At 71.0% G+C, this 24,157-nt stretch carries 17 protein-coding genes; 12 read left to right on the top strand and 5 right to left on the bottom strand.

The genetic code is table 11. The annotated features are described in order from the left end of the window. Window position 1: 1 nt before the first annotated feature. Together IH50_RS0124010 and IH50_RS0124005 are read right to left on the bottom strand one after the other, a co-directional pair. On the bottom strand, window positions 2-1,249 hold the full coding sequence (locus IH50_RS0124010) for a polyamine ABC transporter substrate-binding protein (RefSeq protein WP_030865998.1): 1,248 nt from the start codon (window positions 1,247-1,249) through the stop codon (window positions 2-4). 50 nt (window positions 1,250-1,299) lie between these two features. After that, window positions 1,300-2,835: a gamma-aminobutyraldehyde dehydrogenase gene (locus IH50_RS0124005; protein ID WP_030865994.1), complete on the bottom strand. Its 1,536-nt coding sequence runs from the start codon at window positions 2,833-2,835 to the stop codon at window positions 1,300-1,302. A gap of 422 nt (window positions 2,836-3,257) precedes the next feature. Between IH50_RS0124005 and IH50_RS0124000 the strand changes: the two genes are divergently transcribed. Beyond that, window positions 3,258-3,806 carry an NADAR family protein gene (locus tag IH50_RS0124000; RefSeq protein ID WP_030865989.1) on the top strand — a complete coding sequence of 183 codons (549 nt, stop codon included), beginning with the start codon at window positions 3,258-3,260 and terminating at the stop codon, window positions 3,804-3,806. A gap of 277 nt (window positions 3,807-4,083) precedes the next feature. Here the strand turns inward: IH50_RS0124000 and IH50_RS0123995 are convergent, their stop codons facing one another. Together IH50_RS0123995 and IH50_RS0123990 are read right to left on the bottom strand one after the other, a co-directional pair. After that, complete coding sequence (locus tag IH50_RS0123995) at window positions 4,084-4,542, bottom strand: DUF4190 domain-containing protein (protein WP_030865984.1); 459 nt, start codon at window positions 4,540-4,542, stop codon at window positions 4,084-4,086. 164 nt (window positions 4,543-4,706) lie between these two features. Further along, on the bottom strand, window positions 4,707-7,547 hold the full coding sequence (locus tag IH50_RS0123990) for a glycoside hydrolase family 3 protein (RefSeq protein WP_030865981.1): 2,841 nt from the start codon (window positions 7,545-7,547) through the stop codon (window positions 4,707-4,709). A 355-nt stretch (window positions 7,548-7,902) separates the two neighbouring features. Here IH50_RS0123990 and IH50_RS0123985 point away from each other — a divergent pair, with 355 nt between their 5' ends. The 6 genes from IH50_RS0123985 to IH50_RS0123960 all read left to right on the top strand — a co-directional run bounded on the left by IH50_RS0123985 (window position 7,903) and on the right by IH50_RS0123960 (window position 16,633). Further along, window positions 7,903-9,597 (top strand): extracellular solute-binding protein, encoded by a 1,695-nt coding sequence (locus IH50_RS0123985; RefSeq protein WP_030865978.1) that lies wholly within the window; start codon window positions 7,903-7,905, stop codon window positions 9,595-9,597. 27 nt (window positions 9,598-9,624) lie between these two features. Further along, on the top strand, window positions 9,625-10,659 hold the full coding sequence (locus tag IH50_RS0123980) for an ABC transporter permease (protein ID WP_030865975.1): 1,035 nt from the start codon (window positions 9,625-9,627) through the stop codon (window positions 10,657-10,659). Further along, a complete protein-coding gene (locus tag IH50_RS0123975; RefSeq protein ID WP_030865974.1) occupies window positions 10,656-11,591 on the top strand; it encodes a carbohydrate ABC transporter permease in 936 nt (311 codons plus the stop codon). The genes IH50_RS0123980 and IH50_RS0123975 overlap by 4 nt, the downstream gene beginning before the upstream one ends. A gap of 118 nt (window positions 11,592-11,709) precedes the next feature. Further along, window positions 11,710-13,680, top strand: coding sequence for a beta-galactosidase (locus IH50_RS0123970; RefSeq protein ID WP_030865970.1), 1,971 nt, complete (start codon window positions 11,710-11,712; stop codon window positions 13,678-13,680). Then, window positions 13,677-15,884 carry a glycosyl hydrolase family 95 catalytic domain-containing protein gene (locus tag IH50_RS0123965; protein WP_030865967.1) on the top strand — a complete coding sequence of 736 codons (2,208 nt, stop codon included), beginning with the start codon at window positions 13,677-13,679 and terminating at the stop codon, window positions 15,882-15,884. Before IH50_RS0123970 ends, IH50_RS0123965 begins: the two co-directional genes overlap by 4 nt. Before the next feature lie 35 nt (window positions 15,885-15,919). Further along, window positions 15,920-16,633, top strand: coding sequence for a glycoside hydrolase family 12 protein (locus IH50_RS0123960; RefSeq protein WP_030865962.1), 714 nt, complete (start codon window positions 15,920-15,922; stop codon window positions 16,631-16,633). 88 nt (window positions 16,634-16,721) lie between these two features. On the opposite strand, the gene IH50_RS0123955 is transcribed toward IH50_RS0123960, so the two are convergent. Continuing rightward, the gene (locus tag IH50_RS0123955; RefSeq protein ID WP_030865960.1) at window positions 16,722-17,732 is read right to left on the bottom strand and encodes a LacI family DNA-binding transcriptional regulator; all 1,011 of its coding nucleotides are present in this window, start codon (window positions 17,730-17,732) and stop codon (window positions 16,722-16,724) included. Between the two features lie 320 nt (window positions 17,733-18,052). Between IH50_RS0123955 and IH50_RS0123950 the strand changes: the two genes are divergently transcribed. From IH50_RS0123950 to IH50_RS0123930, 5 genes are all read left to right on the top strand, one after another. Next, entirely contained in the window at window positions 18,053-20,002 is a 1,950-nt protein-coding gene (locus IH50_RS0123950) for an acyl-CoA dehydrogenase family protein (protein WP_030865958.1), read from the top strand. 247 nt (window positions 20,003-20,249) lie between these two features. Further along, window positions 20,250-21,047 carry a carbonic anhydrase gene (locus IH50_RS0123945; RefSeq protein ID WP_030865936.1) on the top strand — a complete coding sequence of 266 codons (798 nt, stop codon included), beginning with the start codon at window positions 20,250-20,252 and terminating at the stop codon, window positions 21,045-21,047. Between the two features lie 101 nt (window positions 21,048-21,148). Next, entirely contained in the window at window positions 21,149-22,411 is a 1,263-nt protein-coding gene (gene dxr, locus IH50_RS0123940) for a 1-deoxy-D-xylulose-5-phosphate reductoisomerase (protein ID WP_030865934.1), read from the top strand. Window positions 22,412-22,419: 8 nt separating this feature from the next. Continuing rightward, entirely contained in the window at window positions 22,420-23,712 is a 1,293-nt protein-coding gene (locus tag IH50_RS0123935) for a M50 family metallopeptidase (protein WP_199822129.1), read from the top strand. Window positions 23,713-23,896: 184 nt separating this feature from the next. After that, window positions 23,897-24,157, top strand: a 261-nt coding sequence (locus IH50_RS0123930) for a flavodoxin-dependent (E)-4-hydroxy-3-methylbut-2-enyl-diphosphate synthase (protein ID WP_158801295.1), incomplete at its 3' end; no start/stop codon positions are given.

The following is a 24,157-nucleotide window of genomic DNA, read 5'->3' as shown; positions in this document are numbered from 1 at the left end:
GTCACGCCCCGGTGAGCTTCGCGAACTTCTCTTCGAATTCCGTCTCTTCCTCGGCGCTCAGGGAGCGGAAGGCACGGGACTTGGACTGCATGGCCCGGTCGGGGAGGATCAGCGGGTTGTCCGCCGCGTCCTCGTCGATCTTCGCGAGCTCGTCCTTCACTCCCTCGACCGGGCAGACGAAGTTGATGTAGGCGGCGAGTTCCGCGGCCGGCTCCGGCTCGAAGTAGTAGTCGATCAGCCGCTCGGCGTTGGCCTTGTGACGGGCCTTGTTGGGGACGAGCAGGTTGTCGCTGGACATCATGTAGCCGCTGTCGGGGACGAGGAAGTCGATGTCCGGGTTGTCCGCCTTGAGCTGGACGACGTCCCCGGCCCAGGCCACACAGGCGGCGAAGTCGCCCTTGCTGATGTCCGCGGTGTAGTCGTTGCCGGTGAACCGGCGGATCTGGCCCTTGTCGACGGCCCTCTGCAGACGGGCGATCGCCCCGTCGTAGTCGTCCGCGGTGAACCTCTCCGGCTCCTTGCCCATGTCGAGCAGGGTCAGGCCCATGGTGTCGCGCATCTCGGTGAGCAGTCCGACCCGGCCCTTGAGCTTCGGGTTGTCCAGCAGGTCGGAGAGGGTCCGCACCTCGACGCCGTCGAGCGCCTTCTTGTTGTAGGCGATGACGGTCGCGATGCCCTGCCAGGGGTAGGAATAGGCGCGGCCCGGGTCCCAGTCGGGGCTGCGGAACTGGGGCGACAGGTTGGCGAAGGCGTGCGGGAGGTTGGCCGGGTCCAGCTTCTGCACCCAGCCGAGACGGATCAGGCGGGCGGCCAGCCAGTCGGTGAGGACGATGAGGTCGCGGCCGGTGTCCTGGCCCGCGGCGAGCTGCGGCTTGATCTTGCCGAAGAACTCGGTGTTGTCGTTGATGTCCTCGGTGTACGTGACCTTGATGCCGGTACGTTCCGTGAACGCGTCCAGCGTGGGGTGCGCGTGCCCGCTGTCGTCGACGTCCATGTACTCGGTCCAGTTGGAGAAGGTGACGGACTTCTCCTCCTTCGAGTGGTCCTCCGCCGGGACACCGCCCTGGGTGTTTCCGGCCGGGGGGATGCCGCAGCCGCTCAGCGCGCCGAGACCGCCGGCCGCGAGCGCGCCGCCCGCGGAGGCGCGCAGCACGGACCGGCGGGACAGGGCCGCCCTGCCGGTGCGGAGGCTGCGCCGCACGGCGGCCGCCTGGGCCGGTGAGAGGCGGTCGGGCTCGTACTGCTCCATGCGCGTGGTGCCCTTTCGGGAGGGTGGCCGCGGGTCGGGCGGCCTGGCTGCTATCGGTCCCCGAAGATGGTGCGGTGCCAGTCCTTGCGGACCACCGCGGTGTTGTCGAACATGACGTGCTTGACCTGCGTGTACTCCTCGAACGAATAGGCGGACATGTCCTTGCCGAAGCCGGACGCCCCGAAGCCGCCGTGCGGCATCTCGCTGATGATCGGGATGTGGTCGTTGATCCACACGCACCCGGCCTTGATCTCACGGGTGGCGCGGCCCGTGCGGTACACGTCCCGGCTCCAGGCGGAGGCGGCGAGTCCGTACGGGGTGTCGTTGGCCAGCGCGATGCCCTCGTCGTCGGTGTCGAAGGGCAGGACGACCAGCACCGGACCGAAGATCTCGGACTGCACGACCTCGCTGTCCCGCGGTGCGCCGACGATGAGGGTGGGGCGATAGTACGCGCCGTCTCCCAGCTCGCCCAGGGGTGCCTCGCCGCCGGTCACCACGCGCGCGTAGGCGCGCGCCCGGTCGACGAAGCCGGCCACCCGGTCGCGCTGGGCGTGCGAGACCATCGGGCCGAGGTCGGTGCCGGGGGCGAACGGGTCGCCGAGCCGGACGGTCTCCATCAGGGCTGCGGTGCGCTCGACGAACGCCTCGTGGAGCGGACGCTGCACGTACGCGCGCGTGGCGGCCGTGCAGTCCTGGCCGGTGTTGATCAGCGCGCCCGCGACCGCGCCGTGGACGGCGGCGTCGAGGTCGGCGTCGTCGAAGACGACGAAGGGGGCCTTGCCGCCCAGCTCCAGGTGGAGGCGCTTGACGGTGGCGGTGGCGATCTCGGCGACCCGCCTGCCGACGGCGGTGGAACCGGTGAAGGAGACCATGGCCACGTCGGGGTGGCCGACCAGGTGCTCGCCCGCCTCCTTGCCGGTGCCGGTGACGATGTTGATCACACCGTCCGGGATGCCCGCGTCGGTGGCGGCCTGCGCGAAGAGCAGCGAGGTCAGCGGGGTGAGCTCGGAGGGCTTGAGGACGACGGTGTTGCCCGCGGCGATCGCCGGGAGGATCTTCCAGGCGGCCATCTGGAGCGGATAGTTCCAGGGGGCGACGGAGCCCACGACGCCGATCGGCTCGCGGCGGACGTAGGAGGTGTGGTCGCCGGAGTACTCGCCGGCCGACTGGCCCGTCAGGTGGCGGGCGGCGCCGGCGAAGAAGGCGATGTTGTCGATCGTGCCCGGTACGTCGAACTCGCGGCTCAGCTTCAGGGGCTTGCCGCACTGAAGTGACTCCGCGCGGGCGAAGTCCTCCGCGCGGTCGGCGACGACGGCGGCGAACCGGTGCAGGGCGTCCGAGCGCTCGCCGGGGGTGGCGCCGGCCCAGCCCGGGAACGCCTCCCGCGCGGCGGCGACGGCCGCGTCGACGTCGTCGGGGCCGGCGAGTCCGTAGGTGTACACCTCCGCGCCGGTGGCCGGGTCGACGACCGTGTGGGTGCGGCCCGAGGTGCCCTTCGCCGGGCGGCCCGCGATGAACTGCGCGCCGTCCGCGAACCGTTCCTGGGCGGGAAACCGTTCCGGGGTGGTGCTGCCCGGGTTGTGCATGTCGCTCTCCTCCGTGTCCCCGAGGGGGCGGCGTGGCTCCAGCTCGATTTGAGTGCCGATCCTGACAGAACGAGTGGGCTCCAACAAGTGATTCCGTTGTTGCCTTTTGGTTACGCGACGAAATCTGTCGACCGGGTGCCTAGTGGTCACGGAAAAGGCAGGACGGAGTGTCGGTGGTTGCTGCCAGACTCACGCCGACGGACGCGGAAGCCGCCCCCGCCGCCCTTACCCGTCCCATCCCGGGGGCGCTGCCCCCGGACCCCCGCTCCTCAGACGCCGGAGGGGCTGTCCTTTTCAGCCCGTCCGGCAGAAATTCAGCCCCTCCGGCGTCTGAGGAGCGGGGTCTGGGGCGGAGCCCCGGTTTCGGGACGGGAAGGGGCGGCGGGGGCGCATCACACCGCGAGGAGAGGAGCACGGGACCGATGGACTCACGGGAGAAGCTGATCGAGGCGGCCCGCACCGGAGCGAAGGTCAAGTACCTGCACTTCTGGGGGCACCGGCCGTCACCGGACGGCCGGACCGGGCCGAGCTGCCTCAGCCAGTGGTGGCCGTCGCCGTTCACGGTGGACGGAGTGGAGTACGCGACCGCCGAGCACTGGATGATGGCGGCCAAGGCCCGGCTGTTCGGTGACCCCGAGGGGGAGCGGCGGGTGCTGGCCGCGGGGCACCCCTCGCAGGCGAAGAAGGCCGGACGGCTGGTGCGGGGCTTCGACGAGGAGACGTGGCACCGGGAGCGGTTCGGCATCGTCGTGGAGGGCAGCGTGCACAAGTTCGCGGCCCACGACGGCCTGCGGACGTTCCTGCTGGGCACGGGCGAGCGCGTCCTGGTCGAGGCGAGCCCGGTGGACCGGGTGTGGGGCATCGGCCTCGCGGCCGGCGACGAGGGGGCGAGCGACCCGGAGCGCTGGCGGGGCCCGAACCTGCTGGGGTTCGCGCTGATGGAGGCCCGGCGACGGTTGCGTACGGGCTGAGCGGGGCCTTCGTGCACGGTGGATCGGTCTCGCGATCGGCGACGGATCCTGCGCGTTGGGGACCGGACCTGCTGGGGTGCGCGTTGTATGGGGCCCGGCGACGGTCGCGTACGGGCTGAGCGGGGCCTTCGCGCACGGTGGATCGTTTTCGCGGTCGGGTCGGCGACGGATCCTGCGCGTTGGAGGGCCGGCGACGCCTGCGCACCGGCTGAGCGGAGCTCTCGCGCAGGTCGGAGGGCCGGTCCGACGTGGACCGGCCCTCCGCCGGGACGGGCGTTCAGGACGCGGCGCCAAGGCCTCCCATGACACTGGCGAACAGCAGGATGCCGAGCAGCGGCAGGATCACCGTGGCCACGATGCCGCAGATGAGCCCGGCGGTCGCCGCGCCCTTGTTGGTGGCCTCGCCGCGTTTGGCCTTCCCCCGGCCGACGGCGCCGAAGATGATCGCCAGGATGCCCAGGATCACGCCGAAGAACCACAGGAAGAAGGTGAGGCTGCAGACCAGGCCGATGATGCCCAGCACCAGCCCGGTGGTCCCCATGCCGTTGCTCGGCTGCACGGGCATCATGTAGCCGGGCGCCTGCGGGTAGGGCGCGGGGGGCATGCCCTGCGGAGCGGGACCCGAGGGGTAGCCGTAGGACGGGCCGGACTGCGGATAGCCGTAGCCGGGGCCCGGTTGCTGCGGGGGCTGTGACGGCGGCCCGAACCCACCGGGTGCGGGGTTGCTGCCGGACATGAAAAAGGTCTCCCCTCCGTTAAAACTGACCCCGGCATCATATTGACTTCACTCCTCTCCCGGAGCGGTCCTCCGGAAGCGGCCTTCCGGGGACGAAGCACCGGGGCCCGGCACCGATGCCTTCGGTGCCGGGCCCCTTCCTGGTGCCGGCCGCGTCCGGACCCTCAACCGGAGAAGCCGACCCGCGCGACCCGCAGCGGGCCGCGCAGCCGGAGCCGCACGTCGTGCACGCCGTCGACGACGGCGAAGGACGCGCGGAGCGTGGTGTAGTCGTACGGGCCGGACGTGGCCGCCCGCGGCGACAGTTCGGCGAGCACCGGCCCGCCGTCGAGCGCGACCTCGGCCGTGCCCTCGCCGGACACCTCCACGGTCACCTCCGTCACCCCGCCGCCGAAGTCGCACCGGCGGAAGAGGAGTTCGCCGTCCTTCCCGGCCGCGGCGGTGACCGAGTCGCCCGCCGCCTTCGTGCGGTCGACGATCTCGACCCCGCTCTGCTCGTCGAAGTCGACGGCGTCCAGGCCGCGTTCGAGGACGGGGCGCGGGACGGCCGGCTCGCCGTCCAGGGTGACCGTGGTCCGTGCCCGCACGTCCTCGCTGGATGCCCCGGCCAGCAGCTCGTACGCCCCCGGCTCCACCCGCCACCGGCCCACCGCCACGTCCCAGAACGCGAAGGCGGACAGCGGCAGCACGAAGGACAGCCCGGCCGTCTCCCCGGGCGCCAGCGTCACCCTCCGGTGCGCCAGCAGCTCACGGCGCGGACGCGGCACCGACGGGTCCACGGCCCGCGCGTAGAGCTGGGGCACCTCGTCGGCGGTGACGTCACCGGTGTTGGTGACGGTGAAGGAGACCCGCACCGCCGACCCGTCGGCGTCGGCCGTCAGCTCCCCGTAGGAGAAGTCCGCGTACGACAGGCCGTGCCCGAAGGGGAACAGCGGCGTGCCCTCGAAGTACAGATAGGTCTGCCGGCCGCCGATCACGTCGTAGTCCAGGAGGTCCGGCAGATCGGCGTCGTCGGCGTACCAGGTCTGCGGCAGCCGGCCGGCGGGGGAGACGTCACCGGCGAGCACCCGGGCCAGCGCGGTGCCCGCGGCCTGACCGCCGTGCGCGGTCCACAGCAGCGCCGGGAGGTCCGCCGCGTCCACCGCGTACGGGTAGGCGGAGGTCAGCACCAGCACCGTGTCCGGGTTGGCGGCGCGCGCCGCGCGCAGCAGCCGCTCCTGCTGGGCGGGCAGCCGCAGCGTCGTACGGTCCTCGGTCTCGCGCCCGTTGATGTGCGGGTCGTTTCCGGCGACCACCACGACCACGTCGGCGCCGGCCACGACGCGCGTGACCGCGTCCTGCCCACGCTCGACGACGGTCAGCTCGAAGACCTCGGGATCCTCCTCGGCAACCTTCACGCCGTCGGCGGCGACCCGCACATGGCGTCCCGTCCCCAGATGCCTCAGGAGGTGACCGTCCCCGTGCGGTTCCAGCCGGAACGTCTCCTGCACGACCCAGCCGCCCGGCTGGTCGGCGGAGGCGCGCACGTACCCGTCCTCGGCGACCGAGAGGTAGCGGCCGTCGGGCGCCCGCAGGGTGAGCACGCCCTCGCCCCAGTCGACCAGGGCGAGCTCGGTGCCCTCCGCGTGAGCGGTGAGCGGCGGCAGGTCGGTGCGGCCCGCGAGCAGCGCCGGGTCGAGGGCGCCCTCGGCGCCGCGCGCCGTCTCGGACGCCTCGGGGGCCGGCGGGACGTGCAGAAACGTACCGGCGGAGGTCTTCAGCAGCACCCGGTCCACCCCCTCGGCGAACTCCACGCGCTCGGCGCCGAAGCGCTCGTAGAGGCCCTCCAGCGGGGTGGAGCGGTGGATGAGGCCGCCGCTGTACCAGTCGAGCTTGCACTCGTCGGCGAGCAGCCCGACGACCGCGATACGGGTGTCCGGGGCGATCGGCAGCGGGCCGTCGTTCTTCAGCAGGACGATCGCCTGCTCGGCGGCCTCCCGGGCGAGCGCCCGGTGCTCCGGGGTGTCGAAGGGCTGCTCCCCGGCGTACGGGTCCGCACCCGGGTCGAACTCGCCGAGCCGGAACCGCACCGAGAGCTGGCGGCGTACGGCCGTGTCGATGTCGGCCTCCGTCAGCAGGCCTTGCTCCAGCGCGCCCCGGACACGTCCGATGATCGTCGAGCTGTCGGTGCCGTGGTCGGTGAAGCTGTCGACCCCGGCCCGCAGGGCCGCCGCGGTGGCCTCCTCGTGGGTGTCGAAGTAGTGCTCGGAGTCGACCAGGTTGGACGGCGCGCCCGCGTCCGAGCAGACCAGCAGGTCCTGGTCGGTCCAGGTGCGCAACTGTTCGCGCAGATACGGGGAGACGTGGTTCGGGCGGCCGTTGACCAGGTTGTACGCCGGCATCACGCCGGCCACCGCGCCCGCCTCGACGGCGTCGCGGAAGGCGCGCAGGTCGTACTCGTGCAGCACGCGCGGGCGGACGGAGCTGGACGTGGTGTCGCGCTCCGTCTCGTTGTTGTGCGCCAGCCAGTGCTTGAGGACGGGGGCCGTGCGCCAGTGGACCGGGTGGTCGCCGCGCAGGCCGTGGGTGTAGGCGGTGGCGATCGCCGAGGTGAGCCTCGGGTCCTCCGAGTAGCCCTCCTCGTTGCGCCCCCACAGCGGGTGGCGCAGCAGATTGACGGTCGGGGCCCAGACGTTGAGGCCGACGCGCTCGTCGCGGGCGCGCATCGCGCGGGTCTCGCGGGACACGGCCTCGCCCACCCGGCGCACCAGTTCCTGGTTCCAGGTGGCGCCGAGGCCGACGGCCTGGGGGAACACGGTCGCCGGGCCCATCCAGGCGACACCGTGCAGGGCCTCCTGGCCGGTGCGGAAGGCGGCGATGCCCAGGCGCTCGACGGCCGGCGCGAACTGGTGCAGAAATCCGATCTTCTCGTCGAGGGTGAGCCGCGACAGAAGGTCGTCGATGCGCTTCGCGAACGGCAGATCCGTATCGCGGAAAGGCGGCCTAGGCGGCGTTTGTGCGGTCACGTGGATTCCCCTCGGGATGGAGCGACGAGGCGCTTTCGAAGCGCTTCGATGCTCATTCGGGGCGGGGGTGGGTGTCAAGTGATCCGAGGGTACGGATCGCACGCCCCGTACATGATCCATGAGCAGTGTGCCTGCATCGCCATCGTGCATACATCCGAGGAATCTTCGATACGACCCTTGTGTGCCCCTGACTGTTCACTTAACCTCGCAGCAACATCGAAGCGCTTCGACTGCGAGGCCGCCTTTCCGGCGCACCTTCCGCCGAACGACCGCTTCGGCTCAGCCAGTTCCACTGAAGACACCGCAGCCGACGGCCACCGCCGGGTGTCCTGGTGCGCCATGAAGGGTTGACGCAATGACGCCGAACGCCGCCCCCCGCTCCTCCGGACCCAGCCGGAGAGGCTTCCTCGCCTCCACAGCGGTCGCCACCGCGGCGGTGGCGGGAGGAATGCCGCTGCTCGCCGCGTGCGGCGGGTCCGACGGAGGTTCCCGGGACGGCACCACGTCGAGCAAGGACGCCAAGAAGATCCTCCCGGCGTACGTGGCGAGCAATGTGGTCACGCCCGACATCCCCAGCAAGAACGGTTCCGCGGTCGGCTTCACCGGCAAGCTCGACCTGGCGGGCCTGAAGACGTCGGTGCCCAAGAAGCTCGGCAAGGGCGGCAAGGTCACCGTCATGTCGCCGTTCTGGGGCTCCCCGCCCAAGGACGACAACGCCTACTACACGTCGATGAACGACCTCATCGGCGTCGACGTGGTCTGGCAGAACCAGGACGGCAACACCTACGACCAGAAGCTCGGCGCGGTCCTCGCCTCCAGCGAGGTGCCCGACGTGGTGGTCGTGCCCGGCTGGAACATGACGGGCAAGATCCCCAGCGCCATCATCGGCAAGTTCGCCGACCTCGGCCCGTACCTGTCCGGCGACGCCGTCAAGGACTACCCGAACCTCGCGGCGATCCCCACCGACGCCTGGCAGCGGTCCATCTTCGGCGGCAAGCTGCGCGGCCTGCCCATGCCGTCCTCGTACGTCACCGGCATCGTGCCGCTCTACCGCCAGGACATCTTCGAGAAGGAGGGCTACGAAGTCCCCCGCTCCTGCGACGACTTCATGGCACTGGCCAAGGAGGCCACCAACGCCAAGGCCAAGCGCTGGGCCTGCCTGGACATGAAGTGGACCGCCTTCAACGCCTTCGGTGTGCTCTCCGGCAACGAGAAGTCGCTCGGCTGGCACGAGATCGGCGGCAAGCTGGTCAACCGCATCGAGACCGAGGAGTACCTCGAGGCCCTGGAGTGGACGCGCAAGCTGTTCGCCGCCGGCGTCGTGCACCCCGACGCCGAGCTGGGCAAGAGCAACGCCACCGACCCCGGCCCCAAGTTCGCCGCCGGCGAGTTCCTCATCTACAACCAGGACATGTCGCAGTGGTGGAGCCGCACCGCCGAACAGGCCACCCAGAACCCCGAGTTCAAGATCTGGGGCATGGACATCTTCGGCCACGACGGCGGCGACCCCACACTGTGGGCGCAGAACCCGGCCGGCATCTTCGCCTTCGTCAACAAGAAGGCCTCCGAGTCCGTGATCCGCGACGTGCTGGCCGTCGCCAACGTCACCGCCGCGCCGTACGGCACCAAGGAGTACATGGCCACCAACTACGGCGTGGAGGGCACCCACTACACCGTCAAGGACGGCGTGCCCACCAAGACCGACCAGGGCAACATCGACGTGATGAACGCCTTCGTGATGATCGCGAGCCCCGCCGCGACCATCGCCCACCCCGACTTCCCCGAGGTCGCCAAGGGCCAGGTGGAGTGGCAGCAGCGGATGGGCGCCTTCACCAGGAAGCCCTCCTTCTACGGCATGCAGATCACCGAGCCCGCCCGCTGGACCAACCTCGCCAACGACTTCGAGCAGCTGGAGGACGACGTCGTCCGCGGCCGCAAGAAGATCAGCGACGTGCAGCAGGCCGTCTCCGACTGGAAGAGCAAGGGCGGCGACGAACTCCGCGACTGGTACAAGAAGATCCTCGACGAGAACGGCTCGGCGGCCGGCTGACCAGGTAGCGAGGCAAGGAGAACCGCCGTGTCCCACAGCACGGTGCCTCGGACCGACACCGAGGCCGCAGAGAAGGAGAACCCCCCGGCGGCGCACGGCGGCGCCACCGGGGCAGCGAAGAAACCGCCCGCCGGGAAGCTCAGCCTCCGGCTGAGGCTCAGACGCGACCGCGTCCTGCTGCTGATGACGCTGCCCGCCGTGCTGCTGGTGCTGCTCTTCAACTACGTGCCGATCCTCGGCAACGTCGTCGCGTTCCAGGAGTACGACCCCTACATCAGCGACAACGGGGTCGTCTCCATCCTGCACAGCCCCTGGGTCGGCCTGGAGAACTTCCAGCGGATCTTCGAGGACTCCGCCTTCTGGAACTCGGTCCGGAACACGCTGGTGCTGTTCTTCCTCCAGCTCGTGCTGTACTTCCCGATCCCCATCCTGCTCGCGCTGCTCATCAACAGCGTGGTCAGGCCGCGGGTGCGGGCGGTCTCACAGGCCATCCTCTACCTGCCGCACTTCTTCTCCTGGGTGCTGGTCGTCGCCGTCTTCCAGCAGCTGTTCGGCGGCGCCGGACTGCTCTCCCAGATCCTGCGCGACCACGGGTACGACGGGCTCAGCCTGATGACCGACCCGGAGACCTTCAAGTTCCTGATCACCGCGCAGAGCGTGTGGAAGGACGCCGGCTGGGGGATCATCGTCTTCCTCGCCGCGCTGGCCTCGGTCAGCCCCGACCTGTACGAGGCCGCCGCGATGGACGGCGCCAACCGCTGGCGCCGCATGTGGCACGTCACGCTGCCCGCGCTGCGCCCGGTGATCGCCCTGCTGCTGGTGCTGCGCGTCGGCGACGCCCTGACGGTCGGCTTCGAACAGATCCTGCTGCAACGCGACGCCGTCGGACCGGGAGCCGCGGAGGTCCTCGACACCTTCGTGTGGTGGAACGGCGTGCGCAACCAGGACTTCGGCTACGCGGCCGCCGCGGGACTCGTCAAGGGCGTCATCAGTCTCGGCCTGGTCCTGATAGCGAACAAGGTGGCCCACCTCATGGGCGAGCAGGGGGTGTACAAGAAGTGACCGCCGTCATCGACAAGCCCGCGCGGACTCCCGGCCGGTGGGCGGCTCCGCCCCGGCCGGTGTGGGAGGAGGCGCCCAGCCGGGCCGGACTCGCCGGCAAGGGACTGGTCCTGCTCCTCGCCTGCCTGGCCATCCTCTTCCCGCTGTGGATCGTCGTCGTCACCAGCCTGTCCTCACGGAAGACCATCGACGAGGCCGGCGGGCTGGTGATGATCCCGAAGGACATCACCTTCGTCGCCTACCAGGAACTGCTCAGCGGCGGCCAGGTCACCCGCGCCACGCTCGTCAGCATCGGTGTCACCCTCGTCGGCACCCTCTTCTCGATGGCGGTGTCCGTGCTGTGCGCCTACGGACTGTCCCGCAGCGGATCCGTCGGCCACCGCTGGATCCTCATGGTGCTGCTGGCCACGATGTTCTTCAGCGCCGGCCTCATCCCCACCTATCTGCTCGTGCAGTCCCTGGGCCTGACGGACAGCTACCTCGCGCTGATCCTGCCCAGCGCGATCAGCGTCTTCAACATCCTGGTGCTGCGCGGCTTCTTCATGGGCATCTCGCAGGAGCTGATCGACAGCGCCCGCATCGACGGCGCCGGCGACCTGCGCATCCTGTGGCAGATCGTGCTGCCGCTGTCCCGCGCGGTCGTCGCGGTGATCACGCTGTTCTACGCCGTCGGCTACTGGAGCGCCTGGTTCAACGCCTCCCTGTACCTCAACGACCAGGACATGCTGCCCCTGCAGAACGTCATGATCCAGCTCGTGCAGAAGCAGGAGGCGCCGGTCGGCCTCGGCCAGGCGATCAAGACCGGTGAGCTGTCCGGTCTGGCCGTGCAGATGGCCGTCATGGTGATGGCGCTGCTGCCGGTGGCCGTGCTGTCGCCGTTCGTCCAGAAGCACTTCAAGAAGGGGATGCTCACGGGGGCGGTCAAGGGCTGACCGCCCTGCCCCGCCGGGGCCGCGTCGTGCTTCATCGGCCACGGGTCCGTCGTGGCGGGCCGCGCGGTTCCCCGCGCCCCCGAGGTACTCCGCTCAGCCCCCGACCACGAGGTCCCCCATGCCCAGTCTGAACGACGCCACCCGCGGCCGCCTCCTCTACGGCGGCGACTACAACCCCGAGCAGTGGCCCGAGGAGGTCTGGCACGAGGACGTCCGCCTGATGAAGGAGGCCGGCGTCAACTCCGTCACCCTCGGCGTCTTCTCCTGGTCGAAGCTCGAACCCCGCGCCGGGGAGCGGGCCTTCGGCTGGCTGGACCGGCTGATGGACCTGATGCGCGACCACGGCATCGGCGTCGTCCTCGCCACCCCCACCGCCTCCCCGCCGCCCTGGATGGGGCACCTCCACCCGGACACCCTGCCCCGTGACGCGGAGGGCCGGACCGAGTGGTGGGGCGGACGCCAGCACTTCTCGCACTCCAGCGCCACCTACCGCCGCTACGCCGCCGAGATCACCGAGGACCTGGCCGCCCGCTACGCCGGCCACCCGGCCCTCACGATGTGGCACATCAACAACGAGTACTGCACCTACGACTGGGGCGACGAGGCCGCCGCCCGCTTCCGCACCTGGCTGCGCCACCGCTACGGCACCCTCGACGCCCTCAACACCGCCTGGGGCACCGCCTTCTGGAGCCAGGGCTACGGCGACTGGGCAGAGGTGCTGCCGCCCCGCCACGCGCACTACCTGAAGAACCCCACCCAGGTGCTGGACTTCAAGCGCTTCACCTCCGACATGCTCCTGGAGTGTTACACCGCCGAACGCGACATCGTCCGCCGGCACACCCCGCACCTCCCGGTCACCACCAACTTCATGCCGCTGTGGGCCGGCCAGGACGCCTGGCGCTGGGCCGAGGAGGAGGACGTCGTCTCCGTCGACCTCTACCCCGACCCGCGCGACCCCCTCGGCGCGCAGAGCGGCGCCCTGGTCCAGGACATGACCCGCTCCCAGGCCCGCGGACCCTGGATGCTCATGGAGCAGGCGGCCGGAGCGGTCAACTGGCGCCGGGTGAACCACCCCAAACCGCGCGGCCTCAACCGGCTGTGGTCCCTCCAGGCCGTGGCGCGCGGCGCCGACGCCGTCTGCCACTTCCAGTGGCGCCAGTCCCGGCAGGGCGCCGAGAAGTTCCACTCCGGGATGGTCGGCCACGCCGGCGAGCGGGGACGTACGTACCAGGAGGTCAAGCGGATCGGCGCGGACCTCGCCCGGATCGCCCCGCACACCGCCGGCACCGGGATCACCGCCGACGTCGCCGTGCTGCACGACTGGCACTCCTGGTGGGCCGGCGACCAGGAGGCCCGCCCCTCCCACGAGGTCGACCACCCGAAGGTCCTGAGCGCCTGGCACCGCGCCCTCTGGCAGGCCCACCTGACCACCGACTTCGCCCACCCCGCACACGACCTGACCGGCTACCGGCTCGTCGTCGTCCCGCAGCTCTACCTCCTCACCGACGAGGCCGTCGACAACCTCCTCGCCTACGTACGCGGCGGCGGCACCCTCGTCTGCGGCTTCCTGACCGGCGTCGCCGACCAGGACGACCGGGTCCGGCCCGGCGGCATGGACGCCCGGCTGCGCGAACTGTTCGGCATCCGCACCCTGCACGAGTGGTGGCCGCTGGACGCGGGGGAGACCGCCGACTGCGAGGGTGGCCTGCGCGGCACCCTGTGGTCCGAGGAGCTGGAGCCCGACGGCACCGCCGACGAGACCGTCCGCTACCGGGGCGGGGAACTCGACGGACTGCCCGCCGTGCTGCGCAAGGGCCGCGCCTGGTACGTCTCGACGCTCCCCGAACCGGAGGCGCTGCGCGCCCTGCTGACCCGTATCGCCACCGGCGCGGGCGTCCGGCCGGTGCTCGACGGGCTCCCGGACAAAGTCGAGGCGGTCCGCCGCGGTGAGCTGCTGTTCCTGCTCAACCACGACCGCGAGCCGGTCACCGTGGACGTCCCGGGAACCCACCACGACCTGCTGACGGAGGACACCGTGACCGACCGCATCACCCTCGGCCGCTACGGCGTGGCGGTGCTGAGGCCATGAGCGCCGCGCCCGTCCACGGAACCTGGGAGCCGCGGCCGGCCGCCCGCTGGGAGGACGCCTTCCTGAGCGGCAACGGCCACCACGGCGCCCTCGTGTTCGGCGATCCGGACGACGACCGGACCGTCGTCACCCATCACACCCTCGTCCGCCCGGGCGAGGGCGAGGGCCACGACCGGCTGCCGCCCCGGCTCGCCGACGGACTGTCCGGCCTCCAGGACCGGCTGCTCGCCGGCGACACGACCGCCGCCGAGGACTTCACCGACGGCCGCCCGCTGCAGTGGGTGCGGCCCTTCCACCCGGCCTTCCAGGTCCGCGTGCGCCGCCCGGACGGCGACCCGGACCCGGGCGGATACCGCCGTACGCTCGACTTCGCCACCGGCGTCGCGGAGGCGACCCGCACCGGCTGGACCAGCCGGGTCTTCGTCTCCCGCGCCGACGACGTGATCGTCCAGCACATCACCGGCCCCGGACTCACCCTCGACGTCCTGCTGGACCACCGGCTCCCGGGCGTCCCCACCGGCCTGGGCGTCGGCCACGGCGCCGTCCTCACCCCCGAGGGCGCCCTGCTCAGCCTGCGCGCCCGCTACCCGGGCACCGACCTCGCCTGCACCGGCGTCACCGTGGTCGCCGTCACCGGCGGCCGGACGGCGCTCGCCCCGCCGGGCCTGCGCGTCGAGGGCGCCCGGTCGGTGCTGCTGCTCACCCGGGTGCGGCGGCACACCGGGGAACTCGACGTGGTCGCCGAGGGCCGCGCCCTGCGCGATCTGCTCGCCTCCGGCACCCCGTACGACGACCTCCTCGCCCGCCACCTCCCCCTGCACCGCACCGCCTACGAACGCGTCACCCTGGACCTCGCCGCCGACCCGGACGAACGCGCCCTGCCGGGCTCGGAGCTGCTCACCCGGCCGCGCGGCGCCGCCCTGCTCGAACGGCTCTTCGCGGCCGGCCGCTACCACCTGCTGTCCTCCAGCGGCCTGTTCCCGCCCCGGCTCACCGGACTGTGGACCGGCGACTGGGACACCGCCTGGTCCGGCGCCTTCACCCACGACGCCAACCTCAACCTCCAGACCGCCTCCGCCGCCGCGGCGGCCCTCCCCGAGGTCACCGGGGCACTGGCCGCCCTGGTCCGGCGGCAGCTGCCCGACTGGCGGGACAACGCCCGCGCGGTCTTCGGCACCCGGGGCGTGGTCGCGCCCGCCCACAGCGACGGCGAGTCGGGGCACTCCTACCACTTCAGCCGCGAGTACCCGCTGCACCTGTGGACCGCAGGCGCCGACTGGCTGCTCAAGCCCCTCGTCGACCACGACGAGACCCGCGGCGCACGCGACCCGCACACCGCCGCCGCGCTCGCCGAGGTCGCCCTGTTCTACGAGGACTTCCTCACCCGCACCGACGGCGAGGGCCGGCCGGTCGTCGTCCCCTCCTACTCGCCCGAGAACCGGCCCGCCAACGCGAGCTGGGGCACCGTCAACGCGGCCATGGACCTCTCCGCCGCCCGCCACGCCCTCCTGACCGCCGCCGCGTACCACCCGGAGCACGCCGACCGCTGGCGCGCCCTCGCCGACCGGCTGCCCCCGCACCGGATCAACGCCGACGGGGCGCTCGCCGAGTGGGCGTGGCCCGGGCTGGAGGACTCCTACGACCACCGCCACCTCAGTCACCTCTACGGCGTCTGGCCCCTGGACGAGATCACCCCCTACGACACCCCCGAGCTGGCCGCCGCCGCCCACCGCGCCCTGGAACTGCGCGGCGCCGAGAACGACTCCGCCCACGGCCATCTGCACCACGCGCTGATCGCGGCCCGCCTCCGGGACGGCGAGAGGGTCGCCCACGCGCTCGGCCAGGTCCTCGACGGCGACTTCTTCCACGCCTCTCTGATGAGCGCGCACTACCCGCACCGCCACGTCTACAACGCCGACGCCGCCCACACCCTGCCCGCCGTGCTGATCGAGGCGCTCGTCCAGTCCACCCCCGACCGGCTGGTCCTGCTGCCGGCGCCGCTCCCGGCGTACCCGAGCGGCGAACTGCGCGGCATCCGCACCCGCTTCGGCGCCTCACTCGACCTCACCTGGTCCCCGGACGGCGCCACCGCCGTCCTGCGGCCCACCCGCACCCACCGCATCGACCTGTGGACTTCCGCCGGCGCCGAACCGCTCGACCTGGTCGCCGGAGAAGACCGCGTCCTCACCACGAAGGCGCGGTGACCCCCGCAATTCCCCCCACCCATGGAAGGAACGCCATGGCACCAAGCACCCTGAGCAGGATCACCAAGACCCTGCTGGCGCCCGCCCTCGCGCTCGGCGCGACGGTCGGACTCGCCTCCGCCCCCGCACACGCCGCCGTCTGGAACTCCTGCGACCAGTGGGGCAACACCAGCCTCAACGGCTACACCCTCTACAACAACATCTGGGGCTCCGGCGCCGGCGCCCAGTGCGTCTGGGCCAACTCCGGCACCAACTGGGGCGTGTGGGCGAACCACCCCAACACCGGCGGCATCAAGTCCTACCCGAACGCCAAGAAGGTGATCAACAAGTCGATCACCTCCCTGTCCTCGCTCACCAGCAGCTACAAGGTCACCGTCCCGTCCTCGGGCGCGTACAACACCTCGTACGACATCTGGGACACGGACTACGACTACGAGATCATGCTCTGGGTCAACTACAACGGCGCCGTGGGCCCGCTCGGCTCCTCGCAGGGCACCGTGAGCCTCGGCGGCCACACCTGGAACGTCTACAAGGGGAACAACGGCGCCAACGAGGTCTTCTCGTTCCTGCGCACCTCGGACTCGAACTCCGGCACGGTCAACATCCTCCCGATCCTCAGGTGGATCAAGGACACCAAGGGCTGGATGGGCAACGAGACCATCGGTGACGTGCAGTTCGGCTACGAGATCACCTCGTCGTCCGGCGGCCTCGACTTCCGCACCGACAACCTGACGGTGTCGGGCGGTTAGGCACCGCGTCTCCGCGCCGCCCGCACCGGTCGTCCGGTGCGGGCGGCGTGTGGCGCCATGGCGCCGCGAGTGACGGCGGGCTGGTGGGCTACTGGGCGGGTGCCGGGCCCGAGCTGGCGCGGACGGTCAGTTCGGGCGCGATCAGCACGACCTCGTCGCCGCCCCGCCCGTCGAGCTTGGCGACCAGCTGTTCCACGGCGAGCCGGCCCATCTCCTGCGCGGGGACGGCGACCGACGTCAGCCGCACCGAGGCCTGCACGGCGACCTGCTCCGGGCAGATCGCGACCACCGAGACGTCCTCGGGCACGGCACGGCCCTGCTGGCGCAGCAGGGCGAGCAGCGGTTCCACCGCCGCCTCGTTCTGCACGACGAAGCCCGTGGTGCCGGGGCGTTCGTCGAGGATCCGGGCGAGCGTCACGGACATCGCGTCGTACCCGCCCTCGCAGGGCCGGTGCAGCAGCCGCAGTCCCAGCTCCCGCGCCCGGCCGCGCAGCCCGTCCAGGGTGCGCTCGGCGAAGCCGGTGTGCCGTTCGTAGACCGCCGGTGCCTCGCCGATGACGGCGATGTCGTGGTGCCCCCGCTGGGCGAGATGCTCCACGCACAGCGCACCGGTGGCCTTGAAGTCGAGGTCGACGCAGGTCAGGCCGGTGGTGTCGGCGGGGAGACCGATCAGCACCGCCGGCCGGTCGGTCTCCCGCAGCAGCGGGAGGCGCTCGTCGTCGAGTTCGACGTCCATCAGGATCATGCCGTCGGCGAGTCCGCTGCCCGCGACCCGGCGCACCGCGTCCGGGCCCTCCTCACCGGTGAGCAGCAGCACGTCGTACCCGTGGGTGCGGGCCGTGGTGGCCACCGCGATGGCGATCTCCATCATCACCGGCACGTACATGTCCGTACGCAGCGGGATCATCAGCGCGATGATGTTGGACCTGCTGCTGGCCAGGGCGCGGGCCCCGGCGTTCGGGTGGTACCCGAGTTCGCGGATGCTCCGCTCGACCCGCTGCCGGGTGTTCACGGAGATGGACCGCTTGCCGCTGAGGACATAGCTCACCGTGCTCGCGGAGACTCCGGCGTGCTGGGCGACCTCGGCGAGGGTGACCATCCAGTCTCCAAGCGTGTGAAGCGCTTCGACAATGCGCGCGATATACAGGGGGTGGGTGAGGGTGATCCGACAGTAGCTTCACAGGATGACGGGTGTCCATAGGCTGTCGAAGCGCTTCGACAGCTTTCTCCGAAGCCGGGTCGGACCGCAGAGGGTGTTGAAGGAATTGTCCCTCACTCCCACCCGCCCCCCGAGGGCGGGAGAGTCGGCCGTACGGCCGCACGAAGGGTGGCGGAGCGGCTACGGATCGGGTACATACGATCGGGTAGCACCAGTCGGTAATGTAATGACACCGTCCCCTTCGCGGCGAGGTGAGCCTCATGTCCGCAACACCCGAGTCACCCCCGTCCCCGTCCCGGCCCACCGTCACCGAACGTGAGGCCCGCCAGGTGGCCGAGGCCGCCCGGGAACAGGACTGGCGCAAGCCCAGCTTCGCCAAGGAACTGTTCCTCGGCCGCTTCCGGCTCGACCTGATCCACCCCCACCCCCTCCCCGCCGACGAGCACGTCCAGCGCGGCGAGGAGTTCCTCGCCAAGCTCCGCGACTTCTGCGAGACGAAGATCGACGGCGCCCGGATCGAACGCGACGCCCTGATCCCCGACGACGTGATCACCGGGCTCAAGGAGCTCGGCGCCTTCGGCATGAAGATCGACACCAAGTACGGCGGCCTCGGCCTCACCCAGGTGTACTACAACAAGGCCCTCGCCCTGGTCGGCTCCGCCAGCCCGGCGATCGGCGCGCTGCTCTCCGCGCACCAGTCGATCGGCGTACCGCAGCCGCTGAAGATCTTCGGCACGCGGGAGCAGAAGGAGACGTTCCTGCCGCGCTGTGCCCGCACCGACATCTCGGCCTTCCTGCTCACCGAGCCGGACGTCGGCTCGGACCCGGCACGCCTGGCCACCACCGCCGTACCCGACGGCGACGAGTACGTCCTCGACGGGGTGAAGCTGTGGACCACCAACGGGGTGGTCGCCGACCTCCTGGTGGTCATGGCGCGCGTACCGAAGTCCGAAGGCCACCGGGGCGGCATCACCGCGTTCGTGGTCGAGGCGGCCTCCGAGGGCGTCACCGTGGAGAACCGCAACGCCTTCATGGGCCTGCGCGGACTGGAGAACGGCGTCACCCGCTTCCACCGGGTCCGCGTCCCCGCCGCCCACCGCATCGGCGAGGAGGGCCAGGGCCTGAAGATCGCCCTGACCACGCTCAACACCGGCCGGCTGTCCCTGCCCGCGATGTGCGTCGGCTCCGGGAAGTGGTGCCTGAAGATCGCCCGCGAGTGGTCGGCGGCCCGGGAGCAGTGGGGCAAGCCGGTGGCGCTGCACGAGGCCGTCGGCTCCAAGATCGCGTTCATCGCGGCGACCACCTTCGCCCTGGAGGCCGTGGTCGACCTCTCCTCGCAGATGGCCGACGAGGACCGCAACGACATCCGCATCGAGGCCGCCCTCGCCAAGCTGTACGGCTCGGAGATGGCCTGGCTGATGGCCGACGAACTGGTCCAGATCCGCGGCGGACGCGGCTTCGAGACCGCCGCGTCCCTGCAGGCGCGCGGCGAGCGGGCGGTCCCGGCCGAGCAGATGCTGCGCGACCTGCGCATCAACCGCATCTTCGAGGGCTCCACGGAGATCATGCACCTGCTGATCGCGCGCGAGGCCGTCGACGCCCACCTCTCGGTCGCCGGCGATCTGATCGACCCCGAGAAGTCCCTCGGCGACAAGGCGCGGGCGGGTGCGGGCGCGGGCCTCTTCTACGCCAAGTGGCTGCCGAAACTCGTCGCGGGCCCCGGACAGCTCCCCGGCTCCTACGGCGGGTTCAAGCACGGCGTCGACCTCTCCGGGCACCTGCGCTACGTCGAGCGGACCTCCCGCAAGCTGGCCCGCTCCACCTTCTACGCCATGTCCCGCTGGCAGGGGAGGATGGAGACCAAGCAGGGCTTCCTGGGCCGGATCGTCGACATCGGCGCCGAACTGTTCGCCATGAGCGCCGCCTGTGTCCGCGCGGAGCTGCTGCGCGGCCGGGGCGAGAACGGCCGCGAGGCCTACCAGCTCGCCGACGTCTTCTGCCGCCAGGCCCGCATCCGCGTCGAGGAACTCTTCGGCCGCCTGTGGACCAACACCGACGACGTCGACCGCAAGGTCGTCAAGGGCGTGCTCTCCGGCACGTACGCGTGGCTGGAGCAGGGTGTCATCGACCCCTCGGACGACGGCCCCTGGATCGCGGACACCACACCCGGCCCGAGCACCCGGGAGAACGTGCACCGTCCGGTCCGCTGACGGCGCACGACACCACGGCACCGAAGGGAGGGCGGCCCGGGATCCGCACCCGGTCGCCCTCCCGCCTCCCGTCGCGATCCGTCAACTCCGTTGCCGCCGGGGCTTTTTCCTGTTTCGCGGGCCATGTCCCGGGGCCTTGGGTGTTTGCTTACCCTTCCTTGCCGTTCCCTGTTCGAACCTTGCCTCGTTCGTTGCGGTCGATGGCGAAAGGTGGATGACCTCCCACACCTGATGAGGGGTCATCCGCATGTCTTCCCGTCGCATACGCGCGGCTGTCGTCTCCGCGATCGCCGCCCTCACGGCCGTCACGGCGACCGCCTGCACCGCCACCGCCTCCGCCTCCCCGGACGACAAGGCCCAGGAGGCACCGCACTGGAGCTACGAGGGAGCCACCGGCCCGGAGCACTGGGCCTCGCTGAGCGAGGACTTCGCGGCCTGCGGGAAGGGCCACGCACAGTCACCCGTCGACCTCGACGAGGACGTCGCCGTCGAGACGGACACACCCGTCACCGTCCACTACAAACCCGTCACCGCGGACATCGTGAACAACGGCCACACCGTCCAGGCCGATGTCTCCGCCGGCAGCGGCATCGTCGTCGACGGCACCACGTACCGGCTGCGGCAGTTCCACTTCCACCTCCCCAGCGAGCACGCCGAGGACGGCGAGCACGCGGCCATGGAGATGCACTTCGTGCACGAGGACGACCAGGGCGGGATCGCCGTTCTCGCCGTGCTGATGAGGGCGGCGAAGGGCCACTCCGCCTTCACGGACCTGTGGAAGCACCTTCCGGCCGAGGAGGGCGGGCGAAGTCACCTCACCCGGCCCGTCGACCTCACACGGTTCCTCCCCGGCGACCGCGACCAGTACCGCTACGAGGGCTCGCTGACCACCCCGCCCTGCACGGAGGGCGTCAAGTGGACCGTGCTGGAGAACCAGGTGCGTGTCACCCCGGGGCAGGTCGCGGCGTACCGGGAGCTGTTCCCGAAGAGCAACCGTCCGGTCCAGCCGCGCAACGACCGCGAGGTCGACCACGTCGACCGCTGACCGGCGAGGCGGGAAGGACGATGGATCATCGGACCGGGGCACGGAGCCGGGCTGCCGGGGCGGGACCCCGGCAGCGGTCGCGACCCGACACAATGGGGTCCATGACCGACGCTCCAGCCCCCCTCGCCGACCCGCACCTCGTCTACGACCCCGTGGCGGGAGACGGACCGAAGGACGTGGTGATCCTCGGCTCCACCGGGTCGATCGGCACCCAGGCCATCGACCTCGTACTGCGCAACCCCGACCGCTTCCGGGTCACCGCCCTGTCCGCCCACGGCGGCCGGGTCGCCCTCCTCGCCGAGCAGGCCCGCCGGCTGCGGGTGCGTACGGTCGCCGTCGCCCGCGAGGACGTCGTACCGGCGCTGCGCGAGGCGCTCTGTGCGCAGTACGGGGCGGGGGAGCCGCTGCCCGAGATCCTCGCCGGACCGGACGCGGCCGCGCGGCTCGCCGCCTCCGACTGCCACACCGTCCTCAACGGCATCACCGGATCCATCGGTCTCGCCCCGACCCTCGCCGCCCTGGAGGCGGGCCGCACCCTCGCGCTCGCCAACAAGGAGTCGCTCATCGTCGGCGGACCGCTGGTGAAGGCGCTCGCCGAGCCCGGTCAGATCATCCCGGTCGACTCCGAGCACGCCGCCCTCTTCCAGGCGCTGGCCGCCGGCACCCGCGCGGACGTCCGCAAACTCGTCGTGACCGCCTCCGGCGGCCCCTTCCGCGGCCGCACCAGGGAGCAGCTGGCCGACGTCACCGTCGAGGACGCCCTCGCGCACCCCACCTGGGCCATGGGACCGGTCATCACGATCAACTCCGCGACCCTCGTCAACAAGGGCCTGGAGGTCATCGAGGCGCACCTGCTGTACGACATTCCCTTCGACCGCATTGAGGTCGTCGTGCACCCGCAGTCGTATGTCCACTCGATGGTTGAGTTCACGGACGGATCGACACTGGCCCAGGCGACGCCCCCCGACATGCGCGGGCCGATCGCCATCGGCCTCGGCTGGCCCGAACGGGTCCCCGACGCCGCCCCGGTCTTCGACTGGAGCAAGGCGTCCACCTGGGAGTTCTTCCCCCTCGACAACGAGGCCTTCCCCTCGGTGAACCTCGCCCGGCACGTCGGCGAGCTCGCGGGAACCGCCCCGGCGGTGTTCAATGCCGCGAACGAGGAGTGCGTGGAGGCGTTCCGCGCCGGCACGCTGCCCTTCAACGGGATCATGGAGACCGTCACCCGGGTCGTCGAGGAACACGGCACCCCCGCGACGGGAACCTCACTGACCGTGTCGGACGTCCTCGAAGCGGAGACCTGGGCACGGACGAGGGCCCGGGAACTGACCCACCGGACGGCGAGCGCGGAGGCGCGTGCATGACGACCCTGATGTTCATCCTCGGCATAGTCGTCTTCGCGGCCGGCCTGCTGTTCTCGATCGCGTGGCACGAGCTGGGCCATCTGTCCACGGCCAAGATGTTCGGCATCCGCGTGCCCCAGTACATGGTCGGCTTCGGCCCCACCATCTGGTCGCGGAACAAGGGCGAGACCGAGTACGGCGTCAAGGCGATCCCGTTCGGCGGCTACATCCGCATGATCGGCATGTTCCCGCCCGGCCCCGACGGCAGACTGGAGGCCCGCTCCACCTCCCCGTGGCGCGGCATGATCGAGGACGCCCGCTCCGCCGCCTTCGAGGAGCTCAGGCCCGGCGACGAGAAGCGCCTGTTCTACACGCGCAAGCCGTGGAAACGGGTCGTCGTGATGTTCGCGGGCCCCTTCATGAACCTGATCCTCGCGGTGGCGCTGTTCCTCACCGTGCTGATGGGCTTCGGCATCCAGCAGCAGACCACCACCGTCAGCTCGGTCTCGCAGTGCGTGATCGCGCAGACCGAGAACCGCGACGACTGCAAGAAGTCCGACCCCCAGTCCCCGGCCGCCGCCGCCGGGATGAAGGCCGAGGACAGGATCGTCGCCTTCGGCGGCGTCCGGACCGACGACTGGGACACGCTCTCGGACCTCATCCGTGACAGCGCCGGCCAGCAGGTGCCGATCGTCGTCGAACGCGACGGCCGGGAGGTGACCCTCCAGGCGAAGATCGCGACCAACATGGTCGCCAAGAAGGACGGCAACGGCGCCTATGTCGAGGGCGAGTACGTCAAGGCCGGCTTCCTCGGCTTCAGCGCGGCCACCGGTGTCGTCCGACAGGACTTCGGGGACTCCGTGGTCTGGATGACCGACCGGGTCGGCGACGCCGTCGACTCCCTCACCGCCCTGCCGTCGAAGATTCCCGCCCTGTGGGACGCGGCCTTCGGCGACGGCCCCCGCGAACCCGACTCCCCGATGGGCGTCGTCGGCGCGGCCCGGGTCGGCGGCGAGATCGCCACCCTCGACATCCCCGCCTCGCAGCAGCTCGCCATGTTCGTGATGCTGCTCGCCGGCTTCAACCTCTCCCTGTTCCTGTTCAACATGCTCCCGCTGCTCCCGCTCGACGGCGGACACATCGCGGGAGCCCTGTGGGAGTCGCTGCGCCGCAACCTCGCCAAGGTGCTGCGCCGCCCCGACCCCGGACCGTTCGACGTGGCGAAGCTGATGCCGGTGGCCTACGTGGTCGCGGGGATCTTCGTCTGCTTCACGCTCCTCGTCCTGATCGCGGACGTGGTGAACCCGGTGCGGATCTCCTAGGACCGGCTCACGTCACCCGCCGTTCACGACGGCCCGGAACCCTTGGGGTTCCGGGCCGTCGCCCTTTGGGCGGGTTTACGGGCGCGATGTGCTGGAGCGTTGGCCATTGCCGTAATCTCGGAGCCCGGAGCCCGCTGCTCACGGGGAGCCGGACCTAGATCCACGACTTGGGGTTGCACAGCAGATGACTGCGATTTCTCTCGGCATGCCGTCCGTTCCGACCAAGCTCGCCGAGCGCCGGAAGAGCCGGCAGATCCAGGTCGGATCCGTGGCGGTGGGCGGGGACGCCCCCGTGTCCGTGCAGTCGATGACGACGACGCGCACGTCCGACATCGGCGCCACCCTCCAGCAGATCGCCGAGCTCACCGCCTCCGGGTGCCAGATCGTCCGGGTCGCCTGCCCCACCCAGGACGACGCCGACGCCCTCCCGGTGATCGCGAAGAAG

Source organism: Streptomyces sp. NRRL S-37 (assembly GCF_000721605.1).
Taxonomy (GTDB): domain Bacteria; phylum Actinomycetota; class Actinomycetes; order Streptomycetales; family Streptomycetaceae; genus Streptomyces.
The sequence above is the reverse complement of the archived record's forward strand: the minus strand, read 5'-3'. Positions and strand labels throughout refer to the sequence as shown.